Annotated in this window: 17 protein-coding genes; 9 read left to right on the top strand and 8 right to left on the bottom strand. The window is 69.7% G+C overall.

What is annotated here, in order from left to right; genetic code table 11:
• Positions 1 to 40 precede the first annotated feature (40 nt).
• From nrdE to nrdH, 3 genes are read right to left on the bottom strand one after another with little or no spacing between them, the layout of a single operon-like run.
• On the bottom strand, positions 41 to 2,200 hold the full coding sequence (gene nrdE / locus QNO12_RS10750) for a class 1b ribonucleoside-diphosphate reductase subunit alpha (protein WP_257502260.1): 2,160 nt from the start codon (positions 2,198 to 2,200) through the stop codon (positions 41 to 43).
• Positions 2,182 to 2,652 (bottom strand): class Ib ribonucleoside-diphosphate reductase assembly flavoprotein NrdI, encoded by a 471-nt coding sequence (gene nrdI / locus QNO12_RS10755; protein WP_257502259.1) that lies wholly within the window; start codon positions 2,650 to 2,652, stop codon positions 2,182 to 2,184. The genes nrdE and nrdI overlap by 19 nt, the downstream gene beginning before the upstream one ends.
• 14 nt (positions 2,653 to 2,666) lie before the next feature.
• On the bottom strand, positions 2,667 to 2,900 hold the full coding sequence (gene nrdH / locus QNO12_RS10760) for a glutaredoxin-like protein NrdH (RefSeq protein ID WP_257502258.1): 234 nt from the start codon (positions 2,898 to 2,900) through the stop codon (positions 2,667 to 2,669).
• Between the two features lie 358 nt (positions 2,901 to 3,258).
• Between nrdH and QNO12_RS10765 the strand changes: the two genes are divergently transcribed.
• Positions 3,259 to 4,464 (top strand): MFS transporter, encoded by a 1,206-nt coding sequence (locus tag QNO12_RS10765; protein ID WP_257502257.1) that lies wholly within the window; start codon positions 3,259 to 3,261, stop codon positions 4,462 to 4,464.
• A gap of 46 nt (positions 4,465 to 4,510) precedes the next feature.
• Here QNO12_RS10765 and QNO12_RS10770 read toward each other — a convergent pair whose 3' ends face one another.
• Positions 4,511 to 4,936 (bottom strand): pilus assembly protein CpaE, encoded by a 426-nt coding sequence (locus tag QNO12_RS10770; RefSeq protein ID WP_257502256.1) that lies wholly within the window; start codon positions 4,934 to 4,936, stop codon positions 4,511 to 4,513.
• A 102-nt stretch (positions 4,937 to 5,038) separates the two neighbouring features.
• Here QNO12_RS10770 and QNO12_RS10775 point away from each other — a divergent pair, with 102 nt between their 5' ends.
• From QNO12_RS10775 to QNO12_RS10800, 6 genes are all read left to right on the top strand, one after another.
• Positions 5,039 to 5,794: an alpha/beta fold hydrolase gene (locus QNO12_RS10775; RefSeq protein WP_257502255.1), complete on the top strand. Its 756-nt coding sequence runs from the start codon at positions 5,039 to 5,041 to the stop codon at positions 5,792 to 5,794.
• Positions 5,791 to 6,963 (top strand): acyl-CoA dehydrogenase family protein, encoded by a 1,173-nt coding sequence (locus QNO12_RS10780; RefSeq protein ID WP_257502254.1) that lies wholly within the window; start codon positions 5,791 to 5,793, stop codon positions 6,961 to 6,963. Before QNO12_RS10775 ends, QNO12_RS10780 begins: the two co-directional genes overlap by 4 nt.
• An 18-nt stretch (positions 6,964 to 6,981) precedes the next feature.
• Positions 6,982 to 8,253, top strand: a complete 1,272-nt coding sequence (locus QNO12_RS10785; protein ID WP_257502253.1) for a DUF445 domain-containing protein — start codon at positions 6,982 to 6,984, stop codon at positions 8,251 to 8,253.
• A gap of 65 nt (positions 8,254 to 8,318) precedes the next feature.
• Positions 8,319 to 8,666 carry a gamma-glutamylcyclotransferase family protein gene (locus QNO12_RS10790; protein WP_257502252.1) on the top strand — a complete coding sequence of 116 codons (348 nt, stop codon included), beginning with the start codon at positions 8,319 to 8,321 and terminating at the stop codon, positions 8,664 to 8,666.
• Positions 8,667 to 8,782: 116 nt separating this feature from the next.
• Positions 8,783 to 9,670, top strand: coding sequence for an arginase family protein (locus QNO12_RS10795; protein WP_257502251.1), 888 nt, complete (start codon positions 8,783 to 8,785; stop codon positions 9,668 to 9,670).
• Positions 9,667 to 10,137, top strand: a complete 471-nt coding sequence (locus QNO12_RS10800; protein ID WP_257502250.1) for a SixA phosphatase family protein — start codon at positions 9,667 to 9,669, stop codon at positions 10,135 to 10,137. Before QNO12_RS10795 ends, QNO12_RS10800 begins: the two co-directional genes overlap by 4 nt.
• Positions 10,138 to 10,162: 25 nt before the next feature.
• On the opposite strand, the gene hutI is transcribed toward QNO12_RS10800, so the two are convergent.
• Genes hutI through hutH form a run of 3 tightly spaced genes read right to left on the bottom strand, consistent with a single transcriptional unit; the run spans position 10,163 to position 14,591 of the window.
• The gene (gene hutI, locus QNO12_RS10805; protein ID WP_257502249.1) at positions 10,163 to 11,395 is read right to left on the bottom strand and encodes an imidazolonepropionase; all 1,233 of its coding nucleotides are present in this window, start codon (positions 11,393 to 11,395) and stop codon (positions 10,163 to 10,165) included.
• On the bottom strand, positions 11,392 to 13,050 hold the full coding sequence (gene hutU / locus QNO12_RS10810) for a urocanate hydratase (protein WP_257502248.1): 1,659 nt from the start codon (positions 13,048 to 13,050) through the stop codon (positions 11,392 to 11,394). Before hutU ends, hutI begins: the two co-directional genes overlap by 4 nt.
• A complete protein-coding gene (gene hutH, locus QNO12_RS10815) occupies positions 13,047 to 14,591 on the bottom strand; it encodes a histidine ammonia-lyase (RefSeq protein ID WP_257502247.1) in 1,545 nt (514 codons plus the stop codon). Before hutH ends, hutU begins: the two co-directional genes overlap by 4 nt.
• Positions 14,592 to 14,652: 61 nt before the next feature.
• Here hutH and QNO12_RS10820 point away from each other — a divergent pair, with 61 nt between their 5' ends.
• Positions 14,653 to 15,441, top strand: a complete 789-nt coding sequence (locus QNO12_RS10820; protein ID WP_257502246.1) for an IclR family transcriptional regulator — start codon at positions 14,653 to 14,655, stop codon at positions 15,439 to 15,441.
• Here QNO12_RS10820 and QNO12_RS10825 read toward each other — a convergent pair.
• Complete coding sequence (locus tag QNO12_RS10825) at positions 15,428 to 16,450, bottom strand: LacI family DNA-binding transcriptional regulator (protein ID WP_374761025.1); 1,023 nt, start codon at positions 16,448 to 16,450, stop codon at positions 15,428 to 15,430. The genes QNO12_RS10820 and QNO12_RS10825 overlap by 14 nt on opposite strands.
• A 199-nt stretch (positions 16,451 to 16,649) precedes the next feature.
• Here QNO12_RS10825 and QNO12_RS10830 point away from each other — a divergent pair, with 199 nt between their 5' ends.
• The gene (locus tag QNO12_RS10830) at positions 16,650 to 17,903 is read left to right on the top strand and encodes a sugar ABC transporter substrate-binding protein (protein ID WP_257502244.1); all 1,254 of its coding nucleotides are present in this window, start codon (positions 16,650 to 16,652) and stop codon (positions 17,901 to 17,903) included.
• Position 17,904: the final 1 nt, after the last annotated feature.

Genomic DNA, 17,904 nt, shown 5'->3' on the forward strand with positions numbered 1-17,904 from the left:
TTCCTTCGCTTCATCTGGCCACTCGGCAACCGCAGACCGGTCAGAGCATGCACGAGACGCACTCGGTCATGTCGGTGCCCTCGAGTGCCATCTGACGCAGACGGATGTAGTAGATCGTCTTGATGCCCTTGCGCCACGCGTAGATCTGCGCCTTGTTGATATCGCGCGTGGTGGCGGTGTCCTTGAAGAACAGCGTCAGCGAGAGTCCCTGGTCGACGTGCTGCGTCGCCGCGGCGTAGGTGTCGATGACCTTCTCGTAGCCGATCTCGTACGCGTCCTGGTAGTACTCCAGGTTGTCGTTGGTCATGAAGGCGGCCGGGTAGTACACGCGACCGAGCTTGCCTTCCTTGCGGATCTCGATCTTCGAGGCGATCGGGTGGATCGAGCTCGTGGAGTTGTTGATGTAGGAGATCGAGCCGGTGGGGGGAACGGCCTGCAGGTTCTGGTTATAGATGCCGTGCTGCTGGATGGACGCCTTCAGCGCGACCCAGTCCTCCTGGGTGGGGATGTGCTTGCCGGTGAACAGCTCCTTGACCTTCTCGGTCTCGGGAACCCACGCGCGCTCGATGTACTTGTCGAAGAACTCTCCGCTGGCGTAGGTGGAGTCGGCGAAGCCGTCGAACGCGCGACCACGCTCGATCGCCAGGTTGTTCGAGGCCCGGAGGGCGTGGAACAGCACCGTGTAGAAGTAGATGTTCGTGAAGTCGATGCCCTCTTCGGACCCGTAGTGCACGTGCTCACGGGCGAGGTAGCCGTGCAGGTTCATCTGCCCGAGACCGATCGCATGCGAGCGGTCGTTGCCGTCCTCGATGGAGCGGACCGAGGCGATGTGGCTCTGCTCGCTCACCGCGCTCAGCGCGCGGATCGCCGTCTCGACCGTCCGGCCCAGGTCATCGGCATCCATCGACAGGGCGATGTTCATCGAGCCGAGGTTGCACGAGATGTCCTTGCCGATCTCCTTGTAGGAGAGGTCCTCGTTGTACGTGGTCGGCGTGTTGACCTGCAGGATCTCGCTGCACAGGTTGGACATGTTGATCCGGCCCTTGATCGGGTTCGCCCGGTTCACCGTGTCCTCGAACATGATGTACGGGTAGCCGGACTCGAACTGGATCTCCGCGATCGTCTGGAAGAACTCGCGGGCGTTGATCTTGGTCTTCTTGATCCGCGCGTCGTCGACCATCTCGCGGTACTTCTCCGTCACGGAGATGTCCCCGAACGGAACGCCGTAGACCTTCTCGACGTCGTACGGGGAGAACAGGTACATGTCCTCGCCGTTCTTGGCCAGCTCGAACGTGATGTCCGGCACGACGACGCCCAGCGAGAGCGTCTTGATGCGGATCTTCTCGTCGGCGTTCTCGCGCTTGGTGTCCAGGAACCGCATGATGTCGGGGTGGTGGGCGCTGAGGTAGACCGCGCCGGCGCCCTGACGGGCTCCGAGCTGGTTGGCGTAGCTGAAGCTGTCTTCGAGGAGCTTCATGACCGGGATGATGCCCGAGGACTGGTTCTCGATCTGCTTGATCGGCGCTCCGGCCTCGCGGATGTTCGACAGCAGCAGGGCGACGCCGCCGCCGCGCTTGGACAGCTGCAGCGACGAGTTGATGCCGCGCGAGATGGACTCCATGTTGTCTTCGATGCGCAGCAGGAAGCACGAGACGAGCTCGCCGCGCTGCGCCTTGCCCGAGTTGAGGAACGTCGGTGTCGCCGGCTGGAAGCGGCCGGAGATGATCTCCTCGACCAGATCCTTCGCGAGCTTCTCGTCACCGTCGGCCAGCCCCAGAGCCGTCATCACGACGCGGTCCTCGAACCGCTCGAGGTAGCGCTTGCCGTCGAAGGTCTTCAGCGTGTAGCTGGTGTAGTACTTGAAGGCGCCCAGGAAGGTCTCGAAGCGGAACTTCTTGGAGTACGCGAAGTCGTTGAGCTCCTGGATGAAATCGAACGAGTACTTCTCCAGCACGGCCGGCTCGTAGTACTGCTTCTCGACGAGGTAGTCGAGGCGCTCCTTCAGCGTGTGGAAGAAGACCGTGTTCTGGTTGACGTGCTGCAGGAAGTACTCGCGCGCGGCGCGCTTGTCCGCATCGAACTGGATCTTGCCGTTCGCGTCGTACAGGTTCAGCATCGCGTTCAGCGAGTGGTAGTCCATACCCTCGAATCGCGCGTCCGCGTTGAACGCCTTCTCTTCCTTCACTGCAGCTTCCACCATCGTTCCAATCCTTCGCTCACGCGATCCACGTCTTCGGGTGTGCCGAACATTTCCAGCCGGTACAAGTGCGGCACGGAGCACTTGCGGCTGATGATCTCTCCGGCGAAGCAGAAGTGCTCGCCGAAGTTGGTGTTGCCCGCGGAGATCACGCCGCGAATGAGGCTGCGATTCTGCTCGTCGTTGAGGAACCGGATGACCTGCTTGGGTACGGCGCCCTTCTCCGCGCCCTTTCCCTGGCCGCCCCCATAGGTGGGGGTCACCAGCACGTAGGGCTCGTCGACGATCAGAGGTGGATCAGAGAGGTGGAGCGGGATTCGCACGGCGCGCATGCCGAGCTTGTCGATGAAGCGGGCCGTGTTGCCGGAGATGCTCGAGAAGTACACCAGCAGCGGCGCGATCTGGCCGGTTCCCTCGGTCGCGCTGCGCTGATGCACGGCGGCCGCAGGAACCATTCTTCCTCCAGACGCTAGGCGAGACGACCGGCGAGTTCGTCGATCTTGTCGGGACGGAAACCCGACCAGTGGTCCTCGTCGGTGACGACGACCGGCGCCTGTAGGTAGCCGAGCGCCTTGACCTGTTCCAGGGCCGCGGGGTCCTGCGAGAGGTCGAGGACCTCGTATTCGATGCCCTTCGAATCAAGTGCGCGGTAGGTCGCCGTGCACTGAACGCAGGAGGGCTTGGTGTAGACGGTGATCGACATGTGTGACCCGTTCTCCCTCAAAATCGTGTGTTTCGTCCGGTGGTCCCCCGCCGGGAGTCCAATACTACATATGGGTACGGACATTGGATAGCACCACAAGGGCTAGTAGTTACATCCGTGTAGTTTTGCACCGCTCTCCACAGATACAACACAGGTTGTCCACCGTTTCATCCACAGGAGGCGGATCCGTCCGGAACCTGGAAACACCCTGAATCACGCCGGTTTCGGATGCCGCGGGCACATCTGTCCACAGGCACGACCGTAGCGCCGGGTTCGGACACGGATCGGGCGGTGAAATGCACGCTGGGCGTGTCGCCCGCGTGTCGCGGCCGGGCGGCGCGACGGATACCGTTGACGGGTGGCCGGGTACAGGGATCTTCTGCGCACGCCCGGCGTCGGCCGGATCATGGCCGCGCAGCTGACGGCGCGATTCCCCAACGGCATGACCAGCCTGGCGATCCTGCTGCACGTCGAGTTCGTGACCGGCTCGTACGGCGCGGCCGGGCTCGTCCTGGCCGCCACGTCCGTGGGACAGGCCATCGCAGGCCCGGTCACCAGCCGCTGGATGGGCATCTGGGGCATGCGCCGCGTGCTCACCACGACCCTCGCGGTCTGCGCGGTCGCCATCACCGTCCTCGCGCTGGTCGAGACGGTCGTCCCCGTCTACATGGTGCTGGGATTGATCGCCGGGCTCTCCACGCCTCCGGTGCAGTCCGCCGTGCGCACCATCTACCCGAAGCTGGTCAACTCGCGACAGCTCACGCCGCTGTTCTCGCTGGACGCGTCGCTGCAGGAGATCATCTGGATCGTCGCACCGGTGGTCATCACCCTGGTGGCCACCCAGGCCGGCACGGTGCCGGCGCTCCTGCTGATCGTGGCCATCCTCATCAGCGGCGGGGCGTGGTTCATCCTCTCCCCCGAGGTCGGCCGCGTCCGGATCCCGCGCAGCCGCCGCAGCATCGGAAAGGTGCTGGCCAAGCCGCCGGTCCTGCTGGCCACCGTCATCGGGTTCCTGCTGATCGGCGCCTGCGCGGCGGTGGAGGCCGGGGTCGTCGCGACCTTCGATCACGGCGGCCTGGAGGCGGGGCTCGTGCTGGCCGTCTTCTCGATCGGGAGCCTGGCGGGCGGACTGTCGTTCGGGCACATCCCGATCGGGCCGTGGGCGATGGCCCGGCGACTGGGCATTGTGGCCGTCGGCCTGTCACTGACCGTCGTCTCGCTGAACATCTGGTGGCTCGGCGGCACGCTCTTCCTGGCCGGCATCGGCATCGCACCGGCGCTGGCCGTGCTGTTCGCCATGACCAGCGTCAGCGTCAAATTCAGCGAGACCGCCGAGGCGTACGGATGGATCGGCACCGGCCAGCTGATCGGCGCGGCCGCGGGCTCGGCGGTGGCCGGGTTCCTCATCGACGGCACCGGCCCACAGGGCGCCTACTGGGCCGCGGCGGCGTTCGCGATCGCCGGGACCGTCGTGGCCGTCGCGTGCGTCCGTGCCTTCCCCGACCTGCGCCACCGCGATCCCAGCCCCATCCCGGATACCGAACCGGTCGGCACCATCACCTGAGCCGGCGCCGAGGCAGCCCCCGAGTCCGACCGCCGCCGACGATCGCTCAGGCGATGCGGCGCAGCAGCTCCAGGACGGCCATGGCGTACGCGTCGGCCGGTTCCGGATGCTGGAACACCAGCACCTCCTGCTCCTGGGGCTGCTCGGGCCGATTCAGGACGATCTCCACCTCGTGGGTGTCCGGCAGACGCCGCAGCGTGCGGAACGCGCCGCGCAGCAGCTCGCGGAGCTGACTCTCCGACGGCAGCCAGAGCGCGTCCTCCAGGGCCACCGAATCCAGCGCCCACTCCGTCGTGCCGTTGAACGACAGGATCCGCCCGGTGGAGTACTCGCGCGGCTCGATCGTCATCTCGCTGACCGTGAAGACGTCCGCTTCGAACTCGGGCTCGTCCAGCTGGAAGCGGTCACCCGAGCGCGGATGCCACACCAGGCCGGCATCGCGCAGGGCCGCGGCCGATTCCGTCGAGATCACCCCTCCATTGTGCGGCCGGATGCCCGCGGATGGGGCGAACCGCATCGGCGGCGAGCGGCGCCCGGGCGCCCGAGGTCCGGCATCCGTCCGTAGCATTGCTGTATGCCCGCACCCGTCACCCTCCCCCGGCTGTCGTGGGGATCGCCCGACGCAGCCCGGCGCGCACTGCTCATCCACGGCCTGGGCTCCAACGGCGCGCTGATGTGGCGCTTCGGCGTTGCGCTGGCCGACGCGGGGTGGCGGGCCCACGCCGTGGATCTGCGCGGTCACGGCGTCGCGCCGCGCGCCCTGGATTACACGATCGCCGCGTACGCGGCCGATGTGGGCGCGACCCGGCCCGATGGCGTGTCGCCCTGGAACCTGGTCGTCGGACACTCCCTCGGCGGCGCCGCGGCGACCGTCGCCAGTGCCGCCGACCCGGGGTGGACACGCCGGCTCGTGCTGGTCGACCCGGCGATCCACCTCGCCCCCGCCGACCGCGACACGGTGCGCGAGAGCCAGGAGCGCTCCTTCGCCGATCCCACCCCGGCGGCCGTGCGCGCCGAGCACCCGCGCTGGCACGAGCAGGACATCGAGCTGAAGGCCGTGTCCGCCCAGCAGGCGAGCCGATGGGCGGTCGAGCAGACCAGCGTTCAGAATGCGACGTGGGATGTGCGGGATGCCGCGTCCGCGCTCACCGTCCCCACGCACGTGATCGGATCCGACCCGGCGGTGTTCTCGATCTTCACCGGACAGCTCGCCGAACAGGTGCTGGGCAACCCCATGCTCTCGATGTCGGTCGTCGCCGGCGCCGGCCACTCGCCGCACCGGGACGAACCCGACGCGACGATCGCGCAGCTTCTCGGGGCGCTGGCATGATCGGCTTCGACCCCGCGCTCTACCTGCCCGACGACCTGCTGGAGCGGCTCCGCGCCCGCGCGGCCGACCACGATCGGGAGAACACCTTCCCCGAGCAGGATCTGGCCGATCTGACGGATGCCGGATACCTCTCGATCCTGGTGCCCACCGACCTCGGCGGCGCAGGCCTGGGTCTTGCCGAAGCATCCGTGCTCCAGCAGCGCCTGGCCGGAGCCGCCCCGGCCACCGCCCTCGCCGTGAACATGCATCTGGTGTGGACCGGTGTGGCGAAGGTGCTCGCGGATCGGGGCGTCACCGACCTTCGGTTCGTGCAAGAGGGCGCCGCGGCCGGCGAGGTCTTCGCCTTCGGCATCAGCGAGGCGGGCAACGATCTGGTGCTGTTCGGCAGTGACACCGATGCCGCCGCCCGATCGGACGGCTCGTACGCGTTCACCGGCACCAAGATCTTCACCTCGCTCGCGCCGGTGTGGACCTGGATCGGGTTGCACGGCCTGGACACCGCCTCGCCGGACGCCCCGAAGCTCGTCTACGCCTTCGTGCCCCGCTCCGAGCAGGAGCAGGGCCGAGTGCTGACCCGGGACGACTGGGACACCCTCGGCATGCGCGGCACGCAGTCCCGCACCACCGAGCTGCACGGCGCGATCTCTCCCGCCGACCGGGTGGTGCGCCGGATCGATCCCGGGCCCAGTCCGGACCCCATCGTCTTCGGCATCTTCAGCGTGTTCGAGGTGCTGCTCGCCTCCGTCTACACCGGCATCGCGCGCCGCGCGCTGGATCTGGCGGTGCAGACGGCGGGCACGCGCCGATCCAAGAAGACCGGCAAGGCATACAGCCAGGATCCGGACATCCGGTGGCGCATCGCCGAGATGGCGTTGGCGTATGACGCACTCCCCCCGGAGCTCGCCGCGATCAGCCGGGACATCGACGACCGCGCCGACCACGGGGCGCGCTGGTTCTCGCTGCTGTCCGGCGTCAAGCACCGGGCGGTCACCATGGCCAAGCGCGTCGTGGACGATGCGATCCTCGTGGCGGGCGGCTCGTCGTACTTCTCCTCCAGCGAGCTCGGCCGCCTCTACCGCGATGTGCTGGCTGGACTGTTCCACCCGTCCGATCCGGAATCGGCCCACGCGACGGTCGCGAGCGCCTGGCTCGGGCCGATCGAACAATGACACGGAACCGGTGATCCGATGACGCGAACTCCGACGGCCCTGCTCAGCCCCGCCGACCAGGAACGCCGCCGCGGGCTGCGGGTCATGAAGGGCGTCGCCCTCGGGGCGCTCGTGTTCATGGCGGTGCTGTTCGTGTTCGCCTTCGCCTTCCAGCAGCAGGTGCCGGCGCTCGCGTACGTCCGCGCGTTCGCGGAGGGCGGCATGGTCGGCGCACTGGCCGACTGGTTCGCCGTCACCGCGCTGTTCCGGCATCCGCTCGGCATCCCGATCCCGCACACCGCCATCATCCCCAGCCGCAAGGACGAGATCGGCCACACCCTGGGCGAGTTCGTCGAGACGGAGTTCCTCCGCGGCGATGTGGTGCGCACCAAGCTCGAGGAGACCGCGATCGCGGCTCGGCTCGGGGAATGGCTGAGCGCGCCCGCGCACGCGGAACGGGTCGGCCAGGAGGTGGCGCTGATGGCCGCCGGCGTGCTGCGCGCCCTCAGCGACGATGATGTCAACGACGTCATCGAGGACCTGGCCCGCGAGCACCTGATCGCACCGCAATGGGGCCCGCCGCTGGGCGCATGGCTGGGCCGCATCGTCGACTCCGGCGCCCATCACGGCGCGGTCGACCTCGGCGTCGACAGCATCTCGACCTGGCTCACCGCCAACCACGAATCCTTCTCCGGACTGGTCTCGCGGCGTCTGCCGTCGTGGGTTCCCTCGATCGCCCAGCGCCTGGTGGATGACACCGTCTACAACGAAGCCGTCAAGTTCGTCGCGGCGGTGCGCGCCGATCCGCAGCATCCGGCGCGCATCGCCGTGGACGGGTACCTCAATCGACTGGCCGAGAACCTGCAGAGCGATCCGGCCACGATGGCGCGGCTCGAGGAGAGCAAGGCCACGCTGTTCGACAGCCCGCGCGTGCGCGAGCTGGCCTCCGAAGCGTGGAACACCGCCAAGGCCGGCCTGCTCGCATCGCTGGCCGACCCGGACAGCGGCCTGCGCCGCCGCGCCGCGCAGGCGCTCAGCGAGATCGGCGAACGTCTGTCCACGGATGCCGCGCTCCAGGCCCGTGTGGACGGATGGGTCACCGAGGCCGCGGTGTTCCTCGTCGATCGCTACCGGCACGACATCGCATCGATCATCACCGACACGGTCGACCGCTGGGACCCCGCCGAGACGACGGAGAAGATCGAGCTGATGGTGGGCCGCGACCTGCAGTACATCCGGCTGAACGGCACCGTGGTCGGCGCGCTGGCGGGTGTGGTGATCTTCACCGTCGCGCACGCGCTGCTGGGTTGAGAACGCTCGGCGACATGTTGCGAAACGTCAACGGCTGACGCCGACCCGAGCGCTACCCTGGGTGCGTGGTCGAGCGCCCCCAACAGCTGCTGTTCAGCTACGGCACCCTGCAGAGCCCTGTCGTGCAGTTGGACACGTTCGGACGGCTGCTGACCGGCGAGGATGACGTCCTGCCGGGCTTCACGGTGGACTACGCCGACATCGAGGACCCGCGCACCGTGGACCGATCCGGCGCATCGGTGCACCCCATCGTCCGCGCGACCGGCAACGAGCTGGACAAGGTGATCGGCAAGGTTCTGCGGGTCAGTCAGGACGAACTGGACGCCGCGGACGAATACCAGGTCGAGCTGTACCGCAGGGTCGAGGTCCGGCTGGCCAGCGGTCGGCCGGCCTGGGTCTACGTCACGATCTGACCAGGTCACCGTCTGACGACGTCACGGTCTGACCACGACCGGCTGACCAGGGCGCGGGCTGACTCGGGCGCGCCGCCGCGGACCGCACTGCGACGTCACGGGGTACCGTCGGAGGGGTGACACTCTCCTCCGAGGATCTCTGGCCGCGCGCCGGCGACTGGCTCGCGCCGGATTCGTTCGACGGTCCCCTCGACGCGGTGCTCATGGGCGTTCCGACCTGGCGGACGTCGCTCTCGCCGACCGGCGCACATCAGACGCCCGCCGCGGTGCGGGCGGCGCTGCGCCGGTACAGCGCGGCGCTGATGGCCGGGCCGGTCGACCTGGGGACGCTGCGCGTCGCGGACGCCGGCGACATCGCCGAGCCGGACGGTCCCGAGGGCGAGGCCGCCGTCCGCGCCCTGGCCGCAGATGCGCGCGACCGCGGCGGCCTGGTGGTCGCGCTGGGCGGCGACAACAGCGCGACCTACCCCGTGGCGCAGGGAACCGGTGCGACCGGACTGATCACCCTGGACGCGCATTTCGACCTGCGCGACGGCGTCTCCAACGGCTCCCCCGTCCGACGGCTGATCCAGGACGGGCTGGACCCGCGCCGCGTGGCGCAGATCGGCATCGCCGACTTCGCCAACTCGGCCGCGTACGCCCGGCGTGCCGCGGACTACGGAATCACGGTCATCGCCCTGGACGACGTGCGACGCCGAGGCGTCGCGGACGTCATGGCCGAAGCGCTCGAGGTGGCCGGGGCCGGAGGCGGCGGCATCCACCTGGACATCGACGTGGATGTCTGCGATCGCTCGGTCGCCCCCGGCTGTCCCGCCAGCCTGCCGGGAGGCCTTGCCGCGTGGGAGCTGCGCGCGCTGGCGCGGGCGGCGGCGACCGATCCGCGGGTGGTCTCCGCGGACATCGTCGAGGTCGACGCGACGGCCGACACGCCGGATGAACGCACCGTGCGGCTGGCGGCGCTGTGCGTCCTGGAGCTGCTCGCCGGAGTGGGGGTGCGCGCATGATCCGCCTTGTGCTGGTGCGACACGCGAAATCCGACTGGGGCGACCCGGATCTGGACGACCATGATCGCCCGCTGAACGACCGGGGCATGCGGGACGCGCCGCGCATGGCGCGCGCGCTGGCCGAGACCGGCTTCCGGCCGGAGCTCATCCTCTCCAGCACCGCGCTGCGCGCCCGCACCACCGCCGAGGCGTTCGGCGCGGCCTTCGATGTCGCGGTGAACCTGGACCCGGAGCTGTACGGCGCACCCGCTCGGACGCTGTTCGAGAAGGCCGCCGGCAGCGGTGCGCGGCAGGTCATCGTGGTCGCCCACGACCCCGGGATGAGCGCGCTGGCCGCGAGCCTGTCGGATGACGGCATCGAGCACATGCCGACCTGCGCGGTCGCGACCTTCCGGTGGGACGCTCCGGATTGGGACCACGTCGCGCCGCAAGAGCCCGTCGACTGGACCTTCGATACGCCGCGCTGAGCACGCCGCGCTGCGACGGTCGCAGTCAGGCCGCGGTGCCGCCGCGCCACACGGTTCGGATCAGCGGCACACCCGGCCGGTAGGCGAGGTGCGTCCGCGTCGGCGCGTCCAACAGGACCAGATCCGCCCGCGCGCCGGGTGCGAGGACGCCGACGTCGTCGCGCCGCAGCGCACGCGCGCCCCCCGCGGTGGCCGCCCACACCGCCTCCGCGGTGGTCATGCCCATTTCGCGCACGGCGAGCGCGATCATCAGCGGCATGGAGCTGGTGAAGCTCGATCCGGGGTTGCAGTCGCTGGCAAGGGCGACGGTGACCCCGGCGTCGAGCAGGCGCCGCGCGTCGGGGTAAGGCTGCCGGGTCGAGAACTCCACGCCGGGCAGTAGGGTGGCGACCGTTCCGCTCGCCGCGAGGGCCGCGACATCGTCATCGTCGAGGAAGGTGCAGTGATCGACGGATGCCGCGCCCAGGGCGACCGCGAGCTGCACCCCCTCGCCCGATCCGAGCTGATTGGCGTGCACGCGGGGCTGCAACCCGCGCGCGATACCCGCCGCGAGGATCCGTCGGCTCTCGGCGGGGCTGAACGCCCCGCGCTCGCAGAACACGTCGATCCAGCGACTGTGCGCGGCACACGCCTGCAGCATCTCGCCGCACACCAGCTCGACGTATTCGTCGCGGCGGTCGGCGTACTCGGTCGGGACGACGTGCGCGCCCAGGTAGGTCACCTCGTCGGTGACCTCGGCGGCGATCCGGGCGAGCCGTGCCTCGTCCGCCACGGTGAGGCCGTACCCGGTCTTCACCTCGAAGGTGGTCGTCCCCTGCGCGTGCAGCTCGGCGACGAGACCGGCGAGACGTCGGCGCAGCTCGTCGTCGCTCGCCGCCCGGGTCGCGGCCACGGTCCGCCGTATGCCCCCGGCAGCATACGGCTCGCCTGCCATCCGCGCCTCGAACTCGTCCGCGCGGTCTCCGCCGAACACCAGGTGCGTGTGGCTGTCCACGAAGCCCGGGATGACCGCTCGGCCACCAGCATCCACCACCTCAATCCGTCCCCGCGAGACTGCATCCGCGCCTCGAGACTGTGGCGCAAGCCCGCTGTCTCGAGCACCCGATGCAGTCTCGCGGTCTAGGGGGGCGGCGACCCATACGATGCGGTCGCCCTCGATCAGCACTGCGGCGTCGTGCAGCGTGCCGCAGGGGTCACCGTCCGCGGCGACGTTGGTAGTCAGCTCGCCGATGTTCGTGATCAGGGTTGCGCCGCTCACAGCATCGGCACCTTCAGCCCGCGTTCCCGGGCGACGTCCTTCGCGCGGTCGTAGCCGGCGTCGACGTGTCGCATCACGCCGGTACCGGGGTCGTTGGTCAGCACGCGGGCCAGCTTCTCCGCCGCCAGCACCGTGCCGTCCGCGACGGTCACCTGCCCGGCATGGATGCTGCGCCCGATGCCCACGCCTCCCCCGTGGTGGATCGAGACCCAAGACGCGCCCGACGCGGTGGTCAGCAGCGCGTTCAGCAGCGGCCAGTCCGCGATGGCGTCGGAGCCGTCCGCCATAGCCTCCGTTTCGCGGTACGGCGACGCGACCGATCCCGCGTCGAGGTGGTCGCGCCCGATCACGATCGGGGCGGCCAGTTCCCCGGAGGCGACCATCTCGTTGAACTTCAGTCCGGCGAGGTGCCGCTCCTGGTAGCCCAGCCAGCAGATGCGGGCGGGCAGCCCTTCGAAGTGCACGGTCGAGCCGGCCTTGTCGAGCCAGCGCACCAAGCCGGCGTTGTCCGGGAACAGCGCCTTCACCGCCGCGTCGGTCTTGCGGATGTCCTCCGGGTCTCCGGAGAGGGCCACCCAGCGGAACGGACCCCGCCCCTCCGCGAACTGCGGGCGGATGTACGCCGGCACGAACCCGGGGAATTCGAACGCCCGGGCGAAGCCGCCCAGCTGCGCCTCGGCGCGGATCGAGTTGCCGTAGTCGAAGACCTCCGCACCGGCATCCTGGAAGCCGACCATCGCCGCGACCTGCTTGACCATGCTCCCGCGCGCCCGTGCGGTGAACCCCTCGGGATCACGTTCCGCCTCGGCGCGCCAGTCCGCGACATCGATCCCGACCGGCAGGTAGGCCAGGGGGTCGTGCGCGCTGGTCTGATCGGTCACGATGTCGATCGGGGTGCCGCGCAGGAGCAGATCGGGAAAGACCAGTGCGGTGTTTCCGACCACTCCCACACTGAGCGCGCGGCCCTCGTTCCTGGCCGCGACCACACGGTCGACGGCTTCGTCGAGGTCGGTCGTGTACTCGTCGAGATACCCGTGTTCCGCGCGCCGCGCGAGGCGGGATTCGTCCACGTCGACGATCAGGACCGCCCCCCCGTTCATCGTGACCGCCAGCGGCTGCGCGCCGCCCATGCCACCGCATCCGCCGGTCAGGGTCAGCGTGCCCGCAAGCGAGTCGCGCCCCAGGGACCGGGCCACGGCCGCGAAGGTCTCGTAGGTGCCCTGCAGGATGCCCTGCGTTCCGATGTAGATCCACGAACCCGCCGTCATCTGCCCGTACATGGTGAGACCGAGCTGCTCGAGCCGGCGGAACTCCGGCCAGGTGGCCCAGTCGCCGACGAGGTTCGAGTTGGCGATCAGCACCCTCGGTGCCCACTCGTGGGTGCGGAACACGCCCACCGGCTTGCCGGACTGCACCAGCAGGGTCTCGTCCGGCTCCAGCTCGTCCAGAGTGCGCACGATGGCGTCGTACGCCGCCCAGCTGCGGGCTGCCTTGCCGGTCCCCCCATAGACGACGAGATCCTCCGGGTGCTCTGCGACCTCGGGATCGAGGTTGTTCATGAGCATCCGCTTGGCCGCTTCGGCGCCCCAGCTCTTCGCGGTGCGGACGTTGCCGCGCGCGGCGCGGACGGTGCGGGCATCGGTGACCGGGTTCATCGGAGTGCTCCTTCTGCGGCGCGCACGACCTGGCCGGAGAGCACCAGAGCGGTCACCGCCTCGATGTCGGGCGAGAGGTGATGATCGCTGCCGGGCCCCCGCGCGACCGTGCGCACCAGATCCCGCACCGCACCGGTGGCGGGACCGGGCTGCAGGGGTGTGCGCAGGTCGATCGCGCGAGCGCCGGTGAGCACTTCGATGGCCAGCACCCGGGCGAGCCCGTCGATCCCGCGGCGCAGCTTGCGCGCGGCCGCCCACCCCATCGAGACGTGGTCCTCCTGCATCGCGCTGGAGGGGATGGAATCGACGGATGCCGGGACCGCGAGTCGCTTGAGCTCCGACACGATCCCGGCCGCAGCGTACTGGGCGATCATGAGCCCGGAGTCGACGCCGACCTCGTGCGCCAGGAACGGAGGAAGCCCCTGGTTGCGCCCGGGGTCCAGCGCGCGATCCGTGCGCCGTTCCGAGATCGAGGCCACGTCGGCCGTGGCGATGGCCAGGAAGTCCAGGACATAGCCGATCGGGGCACCGTGGAAGTTGCCGTTGGACTCCACGCCGCCGGCGTCGGTGATCACCGGGTTGTCCACGGCCGAGATCAGTTCTCGCGAGGCGATCGTGCGCGCGTGCTCGACGGTGTCCCGCGCGGCCCCGTGCACCTGAGGTGCGCAGCGCAGCGAGTAGGCGTCCTGCACACGTGTGCACTCCGGTCCTTTGTGCGAGGCCACGATCGGCGAGCCGCCGAGATACGCACGCAGGTTGCCCGCCGATGCCGCCTGCCCCACCTGGGGGCGCAGATCCATCAGGCCGGCAGCGAACACCGCGTCGGTGCCGAGCTGGCTCTCGATGGACATCGCGGCCGCGACATCGGCGGTCTCCAGCAGGATCGACAGGTCGTGGAGTGCCAGCAGCAGCATCCCCAGCATCCCGTCGGTGCCGTTGATCAGCGCCAGCCCTTCTTTCTCGCGCAGCACCAGCGGGGCGATACCCGCGTCGTGGAGTGCGGCCGCGGCCGGCACCGCCTCGTCCGCGTCGTTTCGGACATCGCCTTCGCCCATCGCGGCGAGCGCCACGTGCGCGAGCGGGGAGAGATCGCCTGAGCAGCCGAGCGATCCGTACTCCCGCACGATCGGGGTGATCCCGGCGTTGAGCATCGCCGCGTAGGTGTGGACCACGACCGGCCGCACCCCGGTGTGCCCGGTGGCGAGCGTCCGCAGGCGCAGGAGCTGCAGCGCGCGGATGACTTCGCGCTCCACTTCGGCTCCGGTCCCGGCGGCGTGCGAGCGGATGAGGCTGGACTGCAGCTGAGCCCGGCGGTCGGCTGCGATGAACGTCGTGGCCAGCGCGCCGAAGCCGGTCGAGATGCCATAGCGCGGTTTCGGGTCCACGGCGAGTCCCTCGATGAGGGCACGGGATGCCGCAACCGCGCGCAGCGCGCCGGCATCCAGTTCGATGCGCGCCCCGTGCCGGGCGACCGCCACGACCTGTTCGGCGCGCATCGGCTCGGCGCCGACGACGACCGCGGTGTCGGTGAGGCTGCTCATGGGTTGATTCCACACCCGCGGGCTCGCGGGAAACAGAGGACCGTGCCATCCTGTGTCTGTCATGCCAGACACCTCTTCGCCGCACCCTCAAGTGCCGGCCGCCGATCAGACGCTGCGGATCCTGTCGCTGCTGGCCGGTCAGCCCGGGCCGATCGCGGCCCGCACGATCGCGGCGCAGCTGGGCGTGCCGCGATCGAGTGTCTACCACCTGCTTGCCACCCTCGAAGAGCACGGCTACGTCGTGCACCTGCCCGCAGAGCGTCGCTGGGGACTCGGCACAGCCGCGTTCGAGCTCGCTGGCGGGTACGCCCGGCAGCAGCCGCTCGCGCTGCTCGGCCGGACGCTGATCGCGGCGCTGGCCGACCGGTCCGGCGAGAGCGCGCACCTGGCCGTGATGACGGGCCGGGACGTGCTGTACCTCGTCGAGGAGCGCGCGCCGCGCCGCCCGGCGCTGGTGACCGATGTCGGCGTCCGCCTGCCCGCGCATCTGACCGCGTCAGGACGTTCCATGCTCGCCGCCCTGCCGCGCGAGCAGGTGCGGGCGCTGTACCCGGATGCCGCATCCTTCGCCGATCGGACCGGGCGCGGTCCCGCCCGCCCCCGCGAGCTGCATGATGTGCTGCGGCGGGTGCGCGCCGACGGCTACGCCACCGAGGACGGCGAGGTCACACTGGGCCTGCGCTCGGTGGGCGTCGCGGTGCGCGACCACACCGGGTGGCCGATCGCGGCGCTTGCGGTGACCTATCCCGGTGACACCCCGCAGCAGGTCGCCGCGCTGGCCGACCTCATCGCACCCGCCGCCGCCGAGCTGGGGCGCCGGATCGGTGGTCGCGGCGCTAGCGGACGATGAGGCGAGGCTCCACCAGCACGTGCGCCGGCGCCGTGTCGCGGTCGCGCAGCTCCACCGCCGAACCCGTCGTTCCCATCAGGCCGTCCAGGACGGCGGCGGCGACCAGCTCGGGCGACTGCTCGATGCTCGAGATCCCGAGGGCCTCGGCGACCGGGGTGTTGTCGAACCCGAAGACCGGCAGGTCGCGCCGGCCGGCGTCGGCGGCGGCGAGGTGCGCCGCGACCGCGTGCGAGTCGCTGACGCAGACCAGGGCATCCAGCTCGCGGAGGGTCTGTGCACGGGCGAAGACCTGTGCCATGACGTCGCGAGCGCGGGCGAGCCCTTCGGTCGCCTCGAAGCGCGGGCCGTCGGCGGCGGCCTGCGTGATGGCCTCCCGCCATCCCCGCTCCCGGTCGTCGCCGGTGCCGCCGTCCGGGGGCCATCCGAAGAAGCCGACCCGCGGCCCGGCGGTCGCGATCGCGTGCGCCGTGGCCGCTCGGGTCCCGGCGGCGCCGTCCACGTCCACCCAGGTGTGCGCCGAGCTGTAGACGTCATCGCCGCCCCACGGCCGGCCGAACGAGACGAACGGCACGTCCCGCTGCATCAGCCAGCCCGTGCGCGGGTCGCCGAAGAACGTGCCGGTGATCACGACTCCGTCGATCTCGGCACCGTCGATGAGATCGCCGAGCCGGGCGATCTCCTCGTCGGCGGATCGTGCGCTGTAGATGAGCACGCGCATGCCACGCTCGCCCGCCCGCTCCGTGAGGGCGTGCACGAACCGGTCGAGGATGACGCCGGAGATCCCCCCCGAGTAGGGGTCCAAGTGCACGCCGAGGGTCGAACTGCGCCGCGTGCGGAGGCGACGCGCGGCCGCGTGCGGACGATAGGCGAGATCCGCGATCGCCCGCTGCACCCGCTCCCGGGTCGCCTCACGGACGATGCCCGGCGAATTGAGGACGTTCGATACGGTCTGCCGCGAGACGCCCGCCGCGCGCGCGACGTCTTCGACCGTCGGCGGCTTGGCCATCATTCCCCCGGATCTTCATGCATCGGAACGTTCAAATCGTTACCGCATAGTACAGCGCAGGGGGTTGACACTCCCGCGGCGCGGCTCTTAACGTTCCTCCAAGCGATCAGTTTGATCGTTCAAAGATCGGAACGACAAAAAGAAGGGTCCGATGACCTCGCCCCCACTGAGGTCACTGCGGTGTTTATCAAAGGAGACGGACATGACACGCAAGACACGCGCGCTGACGGGTGCCGGTGCGCTCGTCGTCGCAGGAGCACTGGTGTTGAGCGGATGCGGCGGCGGCTCGGGATTCGATGACACCGGCGACTCCGGAGGCGAAGGCGGGCTGACCTCCTCGGACGACGCGCTCACCATCCTGATCGGCTCCAGCGGCGAGGCGGAGACGGCAGCGGTCGAAGATGCCGTCGCGGCGTGGTCCGAGGAGTCCGGCGTGGAGGCGACGGTTTCGGTGGCCAACGACCTTCCGCAGCAGCTGTCCCAGGGCTTCGCCGGCGGTTCCCCGCCGGATCTGTTCTACCTGGCTCCCGAGGCGCTGGCCGGCTACGCGGGCAACGGATCTCTGGTCGCCTACGGTGACGAGTTGGACAACAAAGACGACTTCTACCCGTCGCTGGTGGAGAACTTCACCCTCGACGGCGAGTTCTACTGCGCCCCGAAGGACTTCTCCACGCTCGCCCTGATCATCAACACCGACCTGTGGGCCGCAGCCGGCCTGACCGAGGCGGACATTCCCGCGACCTGGGAGGACCTCACCGCCGTCACCAAGACGCTGACGACGGGTGGCGCGGTGGGTCTGGCGTTCGGCCCGGAGTACCAGCGGGTCGGAACCTTCATGGCGCAGGCCGGCGGGAGTCTGCTCGCGGACGGCGAGCCGGTGGCCGACAGCGCCGAGAACGTCGAGGCCTTGGAGTACGTGCAGGCACGCCTGCAGGACGGCACGTTCGCCTTCTCGACCGACATCGGGGCGAGCTGGGGCGGTGAGGCGTTCGGCAACCAGCTGGCCGCGATGGTGATCGAGGGCAACTGGATCACCGGCGCACTGAGCGCCGACTACCCGGATGTCGCGTACGCCGTCGCCGAACTGCCGGCCGGCCCCGCCGGCCAGGGCACGCTGCAGTTCACGAACTGCTGGGGTATGGCCGCGGACAGCCCGAACCAGGAGGCCGCGCTCAGCCTGGTGGAGTTCCTGACCTCCACCGATCAGCAGCTGGCCTTCTCCGAGGCATTCGGGCCGATGCCGTCGATCCAGTCCGCCGCAGATGCGTGGACGGAGGCCAACCCCGACCTCAGTGCATTCCTGACCGGCGCGGACTACGCCCAGTTCCCGCCCACCGTGGAGGGAGCGACCGACGTCATCGCGGACTTCAACGCACAGCTGGAGTCGCTGAAGAACGGGAACCCGCAGGAGATCCTGGATTCGGTGCAGACCAACCTCGAGGCCGTGGTCGGCTGAC

Origin of the sequence: Microbacterium sp. zg-B185, assembly GCF_030246885.1 — a bacterium.
Lineage (GTDB): Bacteria > Actinomycetota > Actinomycetes > Actinomycetales > Microbacteriaceae > Microbacterium.